14 protein-coding genes are annotated in these 15434 nt (G+C 71.8%); 7 read left to right on the top strand and 7 right to left on the bottom strand.

The annotated features are described in order from the left end of the window. Positions 1-193 precede the first annotated feature (193 nt). The 3 genes from ACFYWM_RS16340 to eccCa form a co-directional block, all read right to left on the bottom strand. Positions 194-1222 carry a hypothetical protein gene (locus ACFYWM_RS16340; protein WP_389914946.1) on the bottom strand — a complete coding sequence of 343 codons (1029 nt, stop codon included), beginning with the start codon at positions 1220-1222 and terminating at the stop codon, positions 194-196. Further along, on the bottom strand, positions 1219-1599 hold the full coding sequence (locus tag ACFYWM_RS16345; RefSeq protein ID WP_389914948.1) for a hypothetical protein: 381 nt from the start codon (positions 1597-1599) through the stop codon (positions 1219-1221). Before ACFYWM_RS16345 ends, ACFYWM_RS16340 begins: the two co-directional genes overlap by 4 nt. An 87-nt stretch (positions 1600-1686) precedes the next feature. Beyond that, positions 1687-5652: a type VII secretion protein EccCa gene (eccCa, locus tag ACFYWM_RS16350; RefSeq protein ID WP_389914951.1), complete on the bottom strand. Its 3966-nt coding sequence runs from the start codon at positions 5650-5652 to the stop codon at positions 1687-1689. Between the two features lie 272 nt (positions 5653-5924). On the opposite strand from eccCa, the gene eccD reads away from it, so the two are divergent. Further along, positions 5925-7319, top strand: coding sequence for a type VII secretion integral membrane protein EccD (gene eccD / locus ACFYWM_RS16355; RefSeq protein WP_389914954.1), 1395 nt, complete (start codon positions 5925-5927; stop codon positions 7317-7319). A gap of 47 nt (positions 7320-7366) precedes the next feature. Here the strand turns inward: eccD and ACFYWM_RS16360 are convergent, their stop codons facing one another. The 3 genes from ACFYWM_RS16360 to ACFYWM_RS16370 are packed head-to-tail and all read right to left on the bottom strand — an operon-like array spanning position 7367 to position 8932. Further along, the gene (locus tag ACFYWM_RS16360; protein WP_389914957.1) at positions 7367-7801 is read right to left on the bottom strand and encodes a YbaB/EbfC family nucleoid-associated protein; all 435 of its coding nucleotides are present in this window, start codon (positions 7799-7801) and stop codon (positions 7367-7369) included. After that, positions 7798-8607, bottom strand: coding sequence for a hypothetical protein (locus tag ACFYWM_RS16365; RefSeq protein WP_389914960.1), 810 nt, complete (start codon positions 8605-8607; stop codon positions 7798-7800). The genes ACFYWM_RS16360 and ACFYWM_RS16365 overlap by 4 nt, the downstream gene beginning before the upstream one ends. Before the next feature lie 22 nt (positions 8608-8629). After that, positions 8630-8932: a hypothetical protein gene (locus tag ACFYWM_RS16370; protein WP_389914963.1), complete on the bottom strand. Its 303-nt coding sequence runs from the start codon at positions 8930-8932 to the stop codon at positions 8630-8632. Positions 8933-9135: 203 nt separating this feature from the next. On the opposite strand from ACFYWM_RS16370, the gene eccB reads away from it, so the two are divergent. The 6 genes from eccB (at position 9136) to ACFYWM_RS16400 (ending at position 14139) form a co-directional block, all read left to right on the top strand. Then, positions 9136-10563 carry a type VII secretion protein EccB gene (gene eccB, locus ACFYWM_RS16375; protein ID WP_389914966.1) on the top strand — a complete coding sequence of 476 codons (1428 nt, stop codon included), beginning with the start codon at positions 9136-9138 and terminating at the stop codon, positions 10561-10563. A 108-nt stretch (positions 10564-10671) separates the two neighbouring features. Beyond that, positions 10672-10986, top strand: a complete 315-nt coding sequence (locus ACFYWM_RS16380) for a WXG100 family type VII secretion target (RefSeq protein ID WP_389914969.1) — start codon at positions 10672-10674, stop codon at positions 10984-10986. Between the two features lie 22 nt (positions 10987-11008). Then, positions 11009-11314 (top strand): WXG100 family type VII secretion target, encoded by a 306-nt coding sequence (locus ACFYWM_RS16385; protein ID WP_344917995.1) that lies wholly within the window; start codon positions 11009-11011, stop codon positions 11312-11314. A 107-nt stretch (positions 11315-11421) separates the two neighbouring features. Further along, positions 11422-11793 (top strand): hypothetical protein, encoded by a 372-nt coding sequence (locus ACFYWM_RS16390; RefSeq protein ID WP_389914972.1) that lies wholly within the window; start codon positions 11422-11424, stop codon positions 11791-11793. 4 nt (positions 11794-11797) lie between these two features. Continuing rightward, positions 11798-13306, top strand: a complete 1509-nt coding sequence (locus ACFYWM_RS16395; RefSeq protein WP_389914974.1) for a WXG100 family type VII secretion target — start codon at positions 11798-11800, stop codon at positions 13304-13306. A gap of 191 nt (positions 13307-13497) precedes the next feature. After that, entirely contained in the window at positions 13498-14139 is a 642-nt protein-coding gene (locus ACFYWM_RS16400) for an MBL fold metallo-hydrolase (protein ID WP_389914976.1), read from the top strand. A 205-nt stretch (positions 14140-14344) separates the two neighbouring features. Here the strand turns inward: ACFYWM_RS16400 and mnmA are convergent, their stop codons facing one another. Then, the gene (gene mnmA / locus ACFYWM_RS16405) at positions 14345-15415 is read right to left on the bottom strand and encodes a tRNA 2-thiouridine(34) synthase MnmA (protein WP_389914978.1); all 1071 of its coding nucleotides are present in this window, start codon (positions 15413-15415) and stop codon (positions 14345-14347) included. Positions 15416-15434: the final 19 nt, after the last annotated feature.

Here is a 15434-nt window from a genome sequence, read left to right on the forward strand (position 1 = left end):
CCCGGGCGAAGGCCCGGGGCCGGACGTTGGGGATCGGAGTTCAGAAGCGCCGTCGGGGTCGCACGGCGGGAAGGGCCGTCGGGGGCCGGACGTCGGAAAGCGCCGGAAACGACGGCCCCGGCTCAGGCGACCCGTTCGAACGGCCCGTTCAAGCGCGACCCGCTCAGGCGGCCCGTGCGAGCGGCCGCCCCGCTCAGGTAGGCGGCTTGAGCGTGCGGGAGCCGTGCACGAGGATCTTGGCGAGCATCTGCTCCATGCTGGGGAGCCCGGGATCCCCCTGCAGCGTGTTGTCCGCCACGGTGTACATCGTCGAGCCGACCAGCCGGGAAAGCAGGTTGCTCACCGCCTGGTTCGGGGCCGGTATCTGGAGCAAAGCGCGGAGATCGTCCAAAGGCTTGCTCACAGAGTTGATCCTGGTCGGGTCCAAGGCGCCGTTGAAGCCCACGCGGAGATCGTCCAAAGACTTGCTCACAGAGTTGATCTTGGTCAGGTCGTAGGCGCCGTTGAAGGCTATGTTGCTGGCGAAGCCCCGGGCGAACTGCTTGAAGTTCTCGCCCGCGCCGGTGACGTCGTTACCGGTGAGGTCCTTCTCGACCCCGGCACGATCGAAGATGAACCACTGGATCGCCTGCTGGCCACCCGCGTAGCCCAGGCTGTCGCCGAGGTAGTAGAACGAGTTGTAGATGATCTTCTCGACACTGATCTTGAAGAGCTTCATCTGCAGGATCGCGCGGCCCTTGAAGAACCTGTCCATGATCTGCTTCTGCACGGCCGCCCCGACGTACGCGGTGCCCCAGCCCCAGGCCACCGTGAAGACCATGTTCGCCCAGGCCTGGATCGCGAGCACGATCAGCACGTACCGGGTGACCTCCACGGCGTGGGCGTAGTCACGGCAGGCCTGGGCGATCGCCCGGCAGAATTTGGCGACCTCACCGGGGTAGGGCCGGAACGTCCCCGTCCACAGCGTCCTGAACTCTCCCACGGCCGCGCCGCCGTTGTTCTTCCAGACCTGCTCGGCGACACCGTTCGCGTCGTTGCCGGTGCGTTCGACGGTGTCGGCCAGGCCGTCCCAGATGTCCGCCGCCGCGCGCAGCTTGTCCGGGTCGCCCTCCGGCCAGCTCACGCCGAGCATGGACGTGACGAACGCGGCGCTGCCGAGGGAGCCGATCCCCATCGCGCCCATGAACGGGTTTTTCGTGATCGCCGCTCCCAGACGGCTCATCTGAGCTCGGCCTTGTTGGTGACGGTGATCTCGGGGCCGACGACCGCTTTGACCATCCCCTCGACCGTGGCCCAGTTGGCCCCGGTGACGTTGTCGCCGACCAGGCCCAGGTTGTCGCCGATCTTGCGGTAGCCGTCCCTGATGCCCCCGACGTGACTCCTGGCCTCGTCCCGTGCGGCGAGGTAGCCCGTGCCTCCCGCGGCGCCCGCGAACTTCTGCCCGACCTCGTCGTTGCCCCAGAAGGCCCCCAGGGCGTCCAGATCGGCCATGGCCTTGGTGAAGGCCGCGCCGAGCTCGTCGCTCTCGGCGTGGAAGTTTTCCTTGCGCTTTTTCAGATCGGCCGGACTGATGTCCGTCGGCTCCGGCGGAAATGACAAGACAGCCCCCCTGAACGTGACACACGTTTAGAGAGTGATGTTAGTCATCTCTTGTTACTAAAAAACACCCTTTAAGTCGATTCCTGTTCACTTCTCGGCGTCGGGCTGGGAGACGAACGCGGTCTGGATGAGGCGCACGCCGTTCCTCCGATCGGAGAGATAGGCACGTCCCGGCGGCAGCGCGTGGGGGCGCACCCCGAACACCACTCCCTCGTCCTTGTGGCCCGACATCATCACGGCCGGGGTCGCCATGTCCTTGAGTCGCTGGAGCACCGGGTCGAACATCGCCCGTCCCGCACCGCCCATCGCACGGGCCAGCACCAGGTGCAGGCCGATGTCGCGGGCCTGGGGCAGCAGGTCCAGCAGCGCCCCGAGCGGGTTGGCTCCCGAGGCCACCACGTCGTAGTCGTCGACCACGATGTAGATGTCCGCCCCCTTCCACCAGCCGCGCGACCGCAGTTCCTCGGGCGAGAGGTTCGCCGGGGGGAGCCGCTGGATGAGCGACTCCCTGATCTCGGCGATGAACTCGGTGGCGGCGGTCGAGGAGGCCGCGTACCCGATGCGGTGCTCGGTGTAGGCGGCGTCCAGCAGCGAGCGGCGGTAGTCGATGACGACGAGGCGGGCCCGCGCGGGCTCGTGACGGGCCACCACCCCCTCGGCCACCAGGCGCAGCAGGTTGGACTTGCCGCTCTCGTTGTCGCCGAAGACGACCAGGTGGGGATCGGCGTCGAAGTCGGCGAGCACCGGCGAGAGGATGCTCTCGTCGATGCCCAGCGGGATGCGCGCTCCGGTCTCCTCCGGTCCGGGCAGGCTCTCCGGCGCCAGGACGGCGGGCAGCAGCCGCACCCTGGGGGCGGGCGGGCCCTGCCAGGCGGCGGCGACGGACTCGACCATGGCCCGGGTGGCGACGGGCAGGTCGTCGCTCCGGTCGCCGCCGTCGACGCGGGGCAGCGCGCTCAGGAAGTGCAGGCCGTCGCGGGTCAGGCCGCGCCCCGGCACGCCCTCGGGAACCGCCAGGGCGGTCCTGCGGTTCACCTCGGACTCGTAGGCGTCGCCCAGCCTCAGCTCCACGCGGGAGCCGAACAGGTCGCGGATGGACGGCCGGAACTCCGACCACTTGTTGGTCGCCGCGACCACGTGGATGCCGTAGCCGAGGCCGCGGGCGGCCAGCTCGGTGATCGTGGGCTCCAGCGACTCGAACTCCTGGCGGACCGTGAGCCAGCCGTCGACCACGAGGAAGACGTCCCCGAAGCCGCCGGGATCGACGGTCCCCTCGGCGATCCGGCGCCGGTAGGTGGTGATCGAGTCGATGCCCAGCTCGGCGAACTCGCGCTCCCGCCGCGCCAGCAGCGCGGTGACCTCGGCGACGGTACGGCGGACCCGGTCGGCGTCCAGCCGGTTGGCCACCCCGCCGACGTGCGGCAGGCCCTCCAGCGAGGCGAGGGCGCCGCCGCCGAAGTCCAGGCAGTAGAACTGCGCCTCGGCCGGGGTGTGGGTGAGGGCGAGACCGGCGATCAGCGTGCGCAGCACGGTGCTCTTGCCGCTCTGCGGGCCCCCGGCCACGGCCAGGTGCCCGGCCGAGCCCGACAGGTCGAGCCAGTACGGGTCGCGCCGCTGCTCGAAGGGACGGTCGACGACGCCGAGCAGCGCGTGCAGCCCCCCGCGCCCCTGCCAGTGCGCGGTCGTCAGCCCGTGCCGAGGGGTGACGGACAGCGGCGGGAGGAGCCGGTCCAGTGAGGGCGGCTCGGCCAGGGGCGGCAGCCAGATCCGGTGCGCGGGCGGGCCCTGCCCGCCCAGCCTGCGGACCACGACGTCGAGCAGCGTGTCGCGCCCCGCGCTGACGACCTCCGGCTCCTCCTCCGGCTCGGCCTGGACGGGAGGCGCGACGTAGGCGGGACCGTAGGGGACGATCTGCCGCCCCTCGGCGCGCTCGCGCCGCACGACCCGCCGCTCGGGGGTGTAGGGCCCGGAGACGTACGCGGCCTTGAAGCGGACCATCCCGGTGGTGTCGAACTTCAGGTAGGCGTTGCCCGGTGCCGAGGGCAGCTCGTAGGCGTCGGTCACGCCGAGCACCACCCGGCTCTCCATCGCCGAGAAGGTCCGCAGGCCGATCCGGTACGACAGGTGGGTGTCCAGGCCGCGCAGCCTGCCCTCCTCCAGCCGCTGGGAGGCCAGCAGCAGGTGCACGCCCAGGGACCTGCCGAGACGGCCGATCATCACGAAGAGCTCGATGAACTCGGGCTTGGCCGACAGCAGCTCGCTGAACTCGTCCAGCACCACGAACAGGGTCGGCATCGGGCGCAGGTCGGCCCCCTGCTCCCTGGCCTGCTCGTAGTCGCGCAGCGAGGCGTAGTTCCCGGCGGCGCGGAGCAGTTCCTGGCGCCGTACCATCTCGCCGTGCAGGGCGGCGTGCATGCGGTCGACCAGCGGCAGCTCGTCGGCGAGGTTGGTGATGACGGCCGCGACGTGCGGCAGGGAGTCCATGCCCAGGAAGGTCGCGCCGCCCTTGAAGTCGACGAGCACGAAGTTCAGGACCTCCGACGAGTGCGCGACGGCCAGGCCGAGCACCAGCGTGCGCAGCAGCTCGCTCTTGCCGGAACCGGTGGCGCCGATGACCAGGCCGTGCGGGCCCATACCGCCCTGCGCCGACTCCTTGATGTCCAGCTCGACCGGGCGCCCGTCGGTGCCGACGCCGATCGGCACCCGCAGCCGGTTGCGCGGCGCCCGGGGACGCCAGAGCAGCGCCGGGTCCAGCCCCGCGGCGTCGCCGAGCCCCAGCAGCTCGGCCAGCGTGGTGTCGGCCGCGAGCGCGTCGCCGCCCCCCGCCCCGGCCGGTGAGCCGCGCAGCGGGGCGAGCCGCCTGGCGAGCCCGTCGGCCTGCAGGTACGAGAACCGGTCGGGCTTGCCCAGCGGCGTCACGACCTCCTTGCCCGCCTGGTCGGTGGTGACCCGGCTGAACAGTTCCTCGGTGACGCGCAGCCTGAGCATCGTCTTCTCACCGGCGGGGGTGGTGGTCCCGTCGAGGTCGATGAGGGTGACCCCCTCGATCGCGTCCGCGCCCAGCGGGGAGTCCTGCGGGACGTGCCCGCCGTCGATGATCACGATGTGGTACGGGAGCGCCTCGGCGGAGACGCCCGGCCTGAACCGGGCCCGGTTCTTGAAGTCGGCGCCCAGCAGCCGGTCGAGGTCGCCCAGGTCGTCGGTCATGAGGCGGACGGGCCCCGCGGCGTCGGTCTCGTGCGGGTGCAGGGCGTGCGGGAGCCACTTGATCCACTCCCAGTGGGCCATCCACTCCTTGGACGCGCACACCGCGATCCTGAGCTCGTCCGGCGAGTGGAAGACGGCCAGCTGGCCGACGAGCGCCCTGACCATGTCGCGCACGGCCGACTCCGGGCCGGTGGGCCTGACCCTGGCGAAGGAGTGCAGGGAGATGGCGATGGGCAGGTCCGCCACCGTCGAGTGGCTGCGGACGAAACGGCGCAGCGCCCCGGCGGACATCGCGTCCAGGTCCTCGACCGGTTTGGACTCCGGCGGGATGAGCTGGACGGCCAGGCGCTGGGAGCCGGTGCCCACCCGGACGGCGCCGAAGTCGGCGTCCGAGGGCCGCCGCTCCCACAGGCGGGCGCTCAGCGCGATCGCCCAGAGGGCGTCGGGGTCGGGGCCGTTCCAGTTGAGCGCCTCGCGCTGCCTGCCCGCCGCGCGCCTGACCTTGGCGCGGGTCTGGGACAGGTAGCGGAAGTAGTCGCGGCGCAGGCCGTTGAGCCGCTGCTTGCGCTCCCCGCCCGCCCGGCCCATCTGGCCGATGGTCATGCCGACCATGGAGAGCGCGAACATGCCGCTGGCCACGTACATGATCGGGTTCCCGCCGCCGCCCCCGGCGAACATCAGCCCCATCGCGGCGCCGCCGGCCACCATCGGCAGGTACATGAGCACCTGCGTGAACCCCGCCGAGACGGTCTCGGGGATCTCCGGCGGCGACTCCAGGAGGATCTCCCCGCGTGGTGGCGCCGGAGGCGGACGCCGCTCGGGACGCCGGACGACCACTATGCCCACTTCGCCCCCGATGTGAGTTAAGCCAGATATTCCCCAGTCCGGGCTTACCGTAGCGAAACCGCCCCCCTGGGTTCGACGCAATCTTCGAGAACGCGTCGGGACCGATACCGGATCGCGGAAACGGACCCCGTACCGCACGAGCCGGTGAGCGCGAGACGAACACCGGGTGATCGCGGAAACGGACCCCGTACCGCACGAGCCGGTGATCACGCGGTGAACACCGTGAATCGCATGCCCCCGGCCGATACCGGGTGATCGCGGAGGTGACTACCATGCGCCCTGTGAACCAGGTGACCGCAATCCCCCTGTGCCGCATCACCGTCGTCACCCCGCGCCGCCGGGTCGACCTGGCGGTGCCCTCGGACCTCCCCCTCTCCCACCTGCTGCCCGACCTGCTCGCCGCCACCGGCGAGAGCGCCGAGGAGGTCGCGCCGGCCGGCGGCTGGGGGCTCCAGCGGATCGGCGCGGCCCCCATGCCCCCGGGCGCGGGCCTGTCCGAGCTGGGCATCAGGGACGGCGAGGTCCTCTACCTGCTGCCCCGCTCGTCCCAGCTGCCCGAGGCGATCTTCGACGACGTCGCCGACACCGTGGCGACCGGCGTCAAGGAGCGGACCGGCCGCTGGGGGGCCGCGCACACCAGGGGCGTGGGACTGGGCGCCGCGGCGCTGTCGATGATCGCCGCGTTCGCGGTGCTCGTGGCGAGCGGGCCGCCCTGGGCGCCGGTCGTCGCCTTCGCCGGGGCGTGCGCGATCTTCGCCGTCGTGGCGGGCGCCGCGCTCTCCAGGGCCGTGGGCGACGGCCGGGCCGGGGCGATCATCGGCTACACCGCGCTGCCCCACGCCTTCCTGGCCGGAGCGTGCGTACCCGCTCCCCCCGCCGGTCCCGCCGTGTTCGGGGCACCCAACCTGCTGGCCGGGTTCGCGGTGACCGCGCTGGTCGCCACCGTGACCGGCTGGATCGTCGCCGAGGGGCTGCCCAACTTCTTCGGTGTCGGGCTCGCCGCGGTGATCGGGACGATCTGCTCGGCGGTCGTCATGCTCACAGGGGTGCCCGCCCCCGGCGTGGCCGCGCTGGCCGCCGCGATCACCCTGGCCTGCGCTCCCCTCATCCCGACGATGTCCTTCCGGCTGGCCCGGCTCCCGCTGCCCGCGCTGCCCACCAACGCCGAGGAGCTGCGCGACGACACCGACGACATCGACGGCGCGGACATCCGGCGGCGCGCGGCGGAGGCCGAGCGGTTCGCGACCGGCCTGACCTCGGGCGTCGCGCTGGTGGCGCTGGGCACGCTGCCGGTCCTGCTCGCCGCGAGCGGGTGGACCGCCCCCGCGACCCTGGTCACGCTCTCGCTCGCGCTGCTGATGCGCGCCCGCGTCTTCCAGGGGACCGGCCAGCGCCTCTGGCTGCTCGGCTCGGGGCTGGCCGGGCTGCTGGCCCTGATCCTCGGCGTGGCGTTCACCGTGCCGGACTCGGCCTTCGCGGTGACGATCGGCCTGGTGTGCGCCGCGGCGCTGACGGGCGGGCTGGCGCTGTTCCTCCCCCGGCGGCGCCTGTCCCCGTTCTGGGGACGCGCGGGGGACATCGTGGAGTTCTGCCTGATCCTGGCCCTGATCCCGCTCGCGCTCGGGGTGATGGACGTCTACGCGGCCATCAGGGGCCTGTCGGGCTGACCCGGCCTCCACCGGCCCGCCGGGCGGGCCGGTGGACAGGCGACCGGTCAACCGCGTGTCAGGTCGTCCAGGGTACGGACCAGATCCTGGCCGATGTCCTCGAAGCGGCGGCGGGCCTCGCCCATGTCCAGCGGGAGCGGGTCGCCGCCGGTGGCGGCGCGGAGCAGCTCCTCGTTCGCGCGCCCGGCGGCCTCCTGGGCGGCGCGGACCGCCTCGGTCACCGCCTCGGCGACGGCCTGGCTGTCCAGGCGCATGATGCGCGGCTCAAGGGTGATCTCCTTGATCCGCCCGGCGCCGTCCACCAGGGCGCGGGCCAGGCCGTCGGCGCCGGCCCCCTCCCCGGTGACGGTCTCCAGCTCGCCGAAGACGCCGCCGAGGCGCCGCAGCGTCTCCTCGCTCTGCCGTACGACGGCGTCCAGGTCCTCCAGGCGCAGGTTGTCGAGGTTCTCCAGGCGCGGGCTCTCGGGGGTGCGGTCGCTCACTTGTACGGCTCCGGCATCTCTTTCTTGGGGGACAGCCACTCGAACGTCCCGCCCTTGGGCAGCTGGGGCACCTGGCCGGGCGCCCCCGTGGGCGCCTGCCGGTACGGCAGGAGCGAGGGGTCGATCCTGGCCTTGGTGAAGTCGACCTTGGCCGAGCCGGTGGGCTCCAGGTTGAACGACTGGACCCACGCCTTGCCGGAGAAGTAGACCGACATGCTCCCGGCCACCGAGGCGACGAGCTTGCCCAGCGCGCCGGTCGAGACGGCGATCACCTGGCTGGCCAGGGCGCCCAGCATCCTCAGGTTGACCATCGCGTTGGCCGCGTACGGGGTCGCGAGCATGGCCGCCGCGATCGTGGCGAGGGCCAGCAGGGTCGCCGCGATCTTGGCGATGGCCAGCCAGTACGCGCGGTAGGCGTCCCCCAGCTCGTCGACGATCCCGGCGACGTTCTTGACGTAGGCGCGCAGGCTCTCCAGCGCCTCCTGCATCCGCTGGACGGCGTCGTCGAACGCCTCCCTGTCGTCGGCGATCCAGCCCTCCTTCTCCTTGGTGAGCAGGATGGCGACGTAGCTCTTCACCGCGGTGTCCAGGCGCGAGTGAATGGACTCCCAGTTGTTGTAGGCGTCGGCCATGCCCGGCACGTTCGCCACGGCGGTGCCCGCGATCGCCACGCCCGCCCAGGCCGTGGGCGCCAGCCTGGCGCCGCCCTTGAGGGTGGACAGGACCTTGGTGGAGTTCGTGATCACCCCCTTGGCGCTCTTTCCCGCCGTCAGCGGGCTCGGCCTCCCGCCCGATCTCGCGGTCACGTCGGATTCCCCCGTCCCCGGCTCACTGGTACACGACGGTGCTGTTGTCCTCCGCGGTGCGCCAGTTGACGCGGGCGGTGGTCAGCGCGACCGTCCACGACTCCAGCACCTCCACCGCGGCGTCGAACTTCTCGCCCACGTCCCGCTGGACCTCCCGGTAGCGCAGCCCGACGCCGACCTCGCCGACCGCCCCCCAGCCGGGGAACCCGACCGTCGTGTCGCCCAGCATCGCGTGCATCTCCCTGATCCTCGGGATGATGTCCTCCTCGATCTCCTTGCGAATGCTCTCGATCGCCTTGGAGGTGACGTACTTCTCCTGGGTCATCCGGCCTCCGTGATCACGTGTTCCCGGACATCTCCTACCATCCCGATCCGGCTCTCCCCTCCCCTTCGAGAGCCTGTTCACGGGGTCGCCGACGACCGGAAACGTCCGGTACCACCGCCGTTCACCGTCGGCGCCCCGTGCACCGATCGGTGATCACGCTTCTATGCTGTCGGCGACCACGCACCCGGCGAGGCGGAGGTGGGATGCAGACCCGTCGTGATCTCTATCAGGCGCACCGGCTGATGACCCAGCGTCTGGGCATGGCCCTGCTCCAGGGCGAGCCCGACGTGCCCGAGTCGCCGATGCGCAGGCACAACGTCGCGACGTTCTGCGGCGTGCTGGTCGCGGTGCTGGTGGCGGTGGGGTTCGGCATCTACGGCCTGCTGAAGCCCGGCGGCGCCACCGCGCTCACCGCGCCGGGGACGGTGATCGTCGAGGAGGAGACGGGCGCGACCTTCGTCTACAGCGCGACGCGGGGCCAGATGATCCCGGTCGCCAACGTCACCTCGGCCCGGCTGCTGCTCGGCGGCGGCCAGGGCGTGACGGTCCGCGCGGTCACCACGGCGTCGCTCCAGCGCTTCCCGCGCGGGCTCCTGGTCGGCATCCCCGGCGCCCCCGAGTCCCTGCCGCCCCGCGCGCGGCTGGTCCGCGCCCCCTGGTCGGCCTGCGTGGTCGAGGGCGTCGACACCGCCGGGACACGCACCCCGCACACCTCGCTGATCGGCGGCTTCGCGGTCGGCGGCACCCCGATCGGGCGGGACACCGCGATGGTCGTGGAGGAGGGCTCGCAGACCTGGCTGCTCTGGTCGGACCGGCGGATGCGGGTGCCGCAGGAGAGCCTGCGGGCGCTGACCGAGGAGCAGCCCCGGCAGGTCCCCGCGGCCTGGCTCAACGCGCTGCCCATCGGCCCCGACTTCCGCGCCCCCGCGCTCTCCGCCCGCGGCCGGGTGGTGCGCGGCCCCGACGGCAGGCGTTCCGTCGCGGGCCGCGTCTACACCGTGCGGGCGGCGTCGGGCGGCGCGGCCAAGTGGTACGTCCTGCTCCCCGACGGCCTCGCCGCCCTCACCGCCGCCCAGGCCGACCTCCTGCTCCAGGACCCGGCCAGCAAGAAGGCGTACGGCAGGGCGCCGGTGCGCGCCCTGGAGATCGACGCGGCGACCGCGAACGGGATGCGGCGTTCGGCCACCCGCTTCGACCCGGCCGGGCTTCCCGCGACGATGCCCCGGGTCGTCGCCCCCGACCCCGCCTCGCCGGTGTGCGCGGTCTACGCCGACACCGAGCGCGGATCGACCCGGGCGCGGCTGACCGTCGGCAGCACCATGCGCATCCCCGCGCCTCCGGCCGGGCGGTTCGACCAGGACTCGGTGGACCAGGTCGTCCTCCCGCCGGGCACCGCGTCGCTGGTGGGCGTGCTGCCGGGGAACGGCAGGCTCGACTCGGTCGCCTCGGTCTTCCTGATCAGCGACCAGGGGCGGCGGCACGCGATCACCGCGACGGAGTCGCTGGCGAGCCTCGGCTACACCGCCGCGGACGTCGCGCCGCTGCCGGCGCACATCGTGCATCTGATCCCACAAGGGCCCGCGCTCAACCGGACGGCCGCCGGAATCCCGGTGCCCGTGGGACAACCGTGATCCCCGTTACCAACGGTACATTCGTTCGTTATTGGTGAGAGACGTAACGACTGTCCACTTTGTAATGATCGAAAGTCCCATGCCAGTCGAGCACCATGGAGGTGTCACGTGGTTCAGAAGACCTCCGCGTACCATTCGCGGCTTGGCGAAGCGTCACAGAAGACCGACGACGCCAAGAACACGATCAACCAGATCAAGACCCAGCTCGAAGGCCACCGGGGCGAGCTGCGCTCCGGCTGGGACGGCCAGTCCGCGGTCTCCTTCGACGGCGTGTTCAACGCCTGGAGCACCGAGATGACCAACATCCTGCGCGAGCTTGAGGGCCTGTCGATCAAGCTCAAGAACATCCAGAAGAACTACGAGACGGCCCAGGAGAACCAGAGCGCCGTCTCCAGGCGCCTCGGGGCCGACATCAACAGCTGACGGATTCGGAACGGGGATCACCATGGCTAGCGACTTCGACCGCACTCTTGTCGACTTCGGCCAGATGGACCGCTCTGCCGGCGACTTCGCCCGGCAGTGGCAGATGCTCGAAGGCACCCTCCAGAACCTGGAGGGGGACCTCGACCGGTTGCTCGGCGACTGGGAGGGCGACGCCCGCACGGCCTACTACGGCGCCCGCGCCCAGTGGGACGCGGCGTCCGGCCGGATGGCCGCGCTGCTCCAGCGCCTCGGTGGCGTCATCGAGATCGGCAGGGAGAACTTCGCGATGACCGAGAAGGTCAACGTCACGATGTTCGACGGACGCTGACCCCAGGAACCGGGTGGGCCACGGCGCTGCCGCGGCCCTCTCCGTGGCGGGGAGAACCAACCGGGTCGCGGCGGTGTCGCGGCCCCTTAGCAAGCGGGGAGAGAGGTATGGCACCTCTTGATGACAGAGCCACGTCCCCCTGGCCGGGCCTCGACAAGAACCGCCCGGCCGTCGAGATCAAGCGCGACCGGATCAAGCAGCTCCTCAAGGCTCTGGAGGAGGACGTCGCACGCCTGGAGGGCTCGAACGAGGGAGCCCTGCAGGACATGCGGTCCATGACCAACCTGACCGAGGCGCACTTCGGCACCTGGGACACCGCCAAGGACGTCGCCAGGACCACGGGCAAGGCCCACATGAAGATCGGCGTGGTCTACCAGGACACCATCGCCAAGTATCGGGCCGCGATCGAGCTGCTGCGGGTCGCCGCCTACAACTACGGGGACGCCGAGCAGGCCAGCACCACGAACAAGGCGGGCTGAGGCGATGGGCAACGACCACGCGCTTCACCACATCAAGTTCGACGGTGAGGGCCCCCCGGGAGTCGGCAGCCGTGGCCACTACAGCGGCTACAGCGGCGAAGAGATCAAGATGATGCTGGAGGCCACCAACCCGCGGGCCATCGAGGACGCGGGCCACGCCTACAGCTCCGCGGCGGGCACGCTGCGCGACAGCCACCTCCTGCTCAGGCAGGTCGCCGGCGAACTCGCCCAGGTCTGGAGCGGCGACGCCTCGATCGAGGCGCAGAACGCGCTCCAGCTGGTCCACAAGACGGTCAACGAGCTGGCCACCCGCTGCGGCCAGCTCGGGCCACCGCTGACCCATTACGGCAGGGATGTCCTTCCCCAGTACATCGAGGCCGCCCGTAACAGGCCGTCGCTGGGAGGGTTCCTCGACGCGGTCGACTTCCTCCCGGGGGACGACCTCTCCTTCGGGAAGATCGGCAACACGTACCTCTTCAGCAACAAGTCGAACAACGACTTCGCCCGCGAGGGCCTGATGGCGCTCAACCGGGAGCTGGTCACCCTCTACGAGAGCATTCCCGCGACCGTGGAGAAGGACCTGCCCCAGCTGAGCGGCGCGGCCGATCCCCCTCTCACCAACCAGAACTACCCCGGCGTCGGGGGCTACCCGGGCGCCGGCGGTTACCCCGGCGGCGCGGGCGGTTACCCCGGCGGTTACGGCGGTGACTACGGCGGCGGTTACCCCGGCGGAGGAGGCGGTTACCCCGGCGGAGGAGGCGGTTACCCCGGCGGCGGGGGAGGCTACCCCGGCGGGGGCGGCTATCCCGGCGGCGTCAAGGTGCCCGGCTATCCGGGAGGCGGCGAGTATCCCGACGTCTCCAACCCGGCCTATCCGGGCGGTCCCGGCACGGGTGTTCCCGGTGGCGGCGGTCCCGGCACGGGCGGCCCCCCGGGGAACGGCACCGTCCCGCCCGGCTACCCCACCGATCCGCCGGGCCTGAACCCGAACGACCCGAACGACCCGAACAATCCGAACAACCAGAACCCGGGCCTGAACCTCAACAACCCGAACAACCCGGGCCTGGATCCGAACGACCCGCGCAACACCAAGCTGGCCGGTTTCGAGCCCACCCTGCCGGGCGGCCCCGGCACGGGAGCGGGTCCCGGCACCGGTCTCGGTCCCGGAACGGGCCTCGGTCCGGGGACCGGCCCCGGCACCGGCCTCCCCTACACCGGGAGCGGCGGCGGAGGTGGCGTGGGCCCCATCAACTCTCTCGGCCCGAACGGTACCGCGGGGCCGACCTCCTGGGTCGGCAACGGCGGCACCGCCGGACCCGGCGGCGGCTTCGGTGCCGCCGGCGGCCCGCGGGCCGACGGGCGCGGCGGCATGGGCATGGGCGGCATGCCGTTCATGCCGATGGGCGGCGCGGCGGGCGAGGGGAACCAGGACCGCGAGCGCTCCACCTGGCTCGTCGAGGACGAGGACGTCTGGGGCGGTGACGGCCGCACGGCACCGCCCGTGATCACCTGACCGGACCGCGCGGGGGGCGCCGCCCTCCCGGGCAACCCCCCGCGCGCGTCCCGTCCCCCGGCCTATCCCCGCGAAGCCCCGAAGCCCGTGAAGCCCTGAAGTTCACCGAGCCCGTACGTCCCCGCACGGGACGCCCGCCCTCCGCGGCACGGACACGAGGCCATGATCCGGCACGTCCGTAAGGTGAGGGGATGAGACTCACGAAGTTCGGGCACGCGTGTGTCCGCCTGGAGAAGGACGACTCCGTCCTCGTGATCGACCCGGGCTCCTTCAGCGGGGAGTCCGTGCTCGACGGGGCACAGGGCGTGCTCATCACCCACGAGCACTTCGACCACGTGGACGCCGATCTGCTGCGCCGGGCCGCCGAGGCCGACCCGTCCCTGCGGATCTGGACCAACGAGGGTGTGGCCGCCGCCCTCGCCGACGTTCCCGCGAAGATCCAGGTCGTACGGCACGGCGACACCTTCGAGGCGGCCGGTTTCGGGGTGAGGGCCGTCGGCGAGTGGCACGCCCCCAACCACCCGGACCTGCCGATCGTGCGCAACGTCGGCTTCCTGGTGGACGAGGAGGTCTTCTACCCCGGTGACGCGTTCACCCCGCCGGGTGTCGAGGTGCCCACCCTCCTGGTGCCGACCAACGCGCCGTGGATGAAGGCGTCGGAGATGGTCGAATATCTCCGGCAGGTCCGTCCCGCCCGCGCCTTCTCCACCCACGACGGCCTGCTCAACGACATCGGGCTCCGGCTGGTCGACATGTGGCTGGAGATGGAGTCGGACAGGCAGAAGGCCGACATGCGCCGTCTCAAGCCCGGCGAGTCGGTCACCCTGCCCTGAGCGCCTCGACACCTCGGCGCCTCGGCCTGACCGGCCCGCCCGTGCGGGCAACCCGGCGCGCCGGACACCGGGCCCGCGTCCGTCCCGCGGCGAGGCCCACACGGGACGGGACGCGACGCGACCGTCACGACGGCCGGACGCGCTCGGGAAGCGGGCCCGGCTCAAGGAACACGTCCGGCTCGGGGAACACGCTCGGAGAGTGGGCTCAGGAGGCCGAGGCGATGGTGGCCGAGCCGATCACGGTGTCGCCGAGATAGAGCACGGCCGCCTGGCCCGCCGCGACCCCGGTGGCCGGGCCGTCCAGCGTGATGTGGACCTCCCCGCCGGAGAGCTGGGCACGGCAGCCGTACACCTCGCCGTGGGCGCGGAGCTGGACCGTGCAGGCCAGCGGCTCGCGCGGCTCGTCCACCGGGCCGTTCCAGACCGGCCGCTCCGCGACGATGGTCGTGACCTGGAGGGACGAGCGCGGTCCGACGGTGACCGTGTTGGAGACCGGTTCGATGGACAGCACGTAGCGCGGGCGGCCGTCGGGGGCCGGGCGGTCGATGCGCAGGCCCTTGCGCTGGCCGATGGTGAAGCCATAGGCGCCCTCGTGGTCGCCCACGACCTCGCCGGACTCGTCGACGATCGGCCCCCGCTCCGCGCCGAGGCGGTCGGCGAGGAAGCCCCGGGTGTCGCCGTCGGCGATGAAGCAGATGTCGTGGCTGTCGGGCTTGTCGGCCACCGTCAGGCCGCGCCGCGCTGCCTCCTCGCGGACCTGGGCCTTGGTGGAGTCGCCCAGCGGGAAGATCGCGTGACCGAGCTGCTCCCTGGTGAGCACGCCCAGGACGTACGACTGGTCCTTGCCCTGGTCGGGGCTGCGGCTCAGGACGCCGTCCGCGACACGCGCGTGGTGCCCGGTGGCCACCGCGTCGAAGCCCAGCGCGAGGGCCCGGTCGAGAACCGCCTCGAACTTGATCTTCTCGTTGCAGCGCAGGCACGGGTTGGGCGTGCGCCCGGCGGCGTACTCGCTGACGAAGTCCTCGACCACGTCGCGGTGGAACCGCTCGGCCATGTCCCATATGTAGAAGGGGATGCCGATCACGTCGGCGGCCCTGCGGGCGTCCCGCGAGTCCTCGACCGTGCAGCACCCGCGGGCGCCGGTCCGATAGGACTGGGGGTTGGCGGAGAGGGCGAGGTGGACACCGGTGACGTCATGGCCCGCCTCGGCGATGCGGGCGGCCGCCACGGCGGAGTCGACGCCACCGGACATGGCGGCAAGCACACGAAGACTCATAACCCCCTGAGCGTACCCG

The sequence above is a fragment of the Streptosporangium sp. NPDC002721 genome (assembly GCF_042888905.1).
Classification (GTDB): Bacteria; Actinomycetota; Actinomycetes; order Streptosporangiales; family Streptosporangiaceae; genus Streptosporangium.

Coding starts and splice junctions, on each gene's coding strand:
- ACFYWM_RS16340 (WP_389914946.1), bottom strand. CDS start 1,222: ATGAGCCGTCTGGGAGCGGCGATCACGAAAAACCCGTTCATGGGCGCG.
- eccD (WP_389914954.1), top strand. CDS start 5,925: ATGCGCCCTGTGAACCAGGTGACCGCAATCCCCCTGTGCCGCATCACC.
- ACFYWM_RS16370 (WP_389914963.1), bottom strand. CDS start 8,932: ATGACCCAGGAGAAGTACGTCACCTCCAAGGCGATCGAGAGCATTCGC.
- eccB (WP_389914966.1), top strand. CDS start 9,136: ATGCAGACCCGTCGTGATCTCTATCAGGCGCACCGGCTGATGACCCAG.
- ACFYWM_RS16385 (WP_344917995.1), top strand. CDS start 11,009: ATGGCTAGCGACTTCGACCGCACTCTTGTCGACTTCGGCCAGATGGAC.
- ACFYWM_RS16390 (WP_389914972.1), top strand. CDS start 11,422: ATGGCACCTCTTGATGACAGAGCCACGTCCCCCTGGCCGGGCCTCGAC.
- ACFYWM_RS16395 (WP_389914974.1), top strand. CDS start 11,798: ATGGGCAACGACCACGCGCTTCACCACATCAAGTTCGACGGTGAGGGC.
- ACFYWM_RS16400 (WP_389914976.1), top strand. CDS start 13,498: ATGAGACTCACGAAGTTCGGGCACGCGTGTGTCCGCCTGGAGAAGGAC.
- mnmA (WP_389914978.1), bottom strand. CDS start 15,415: ATGAGTCTTCGTGTGCTTGCCGCCATGTCCGGTGGCGTCGACTCCGCC.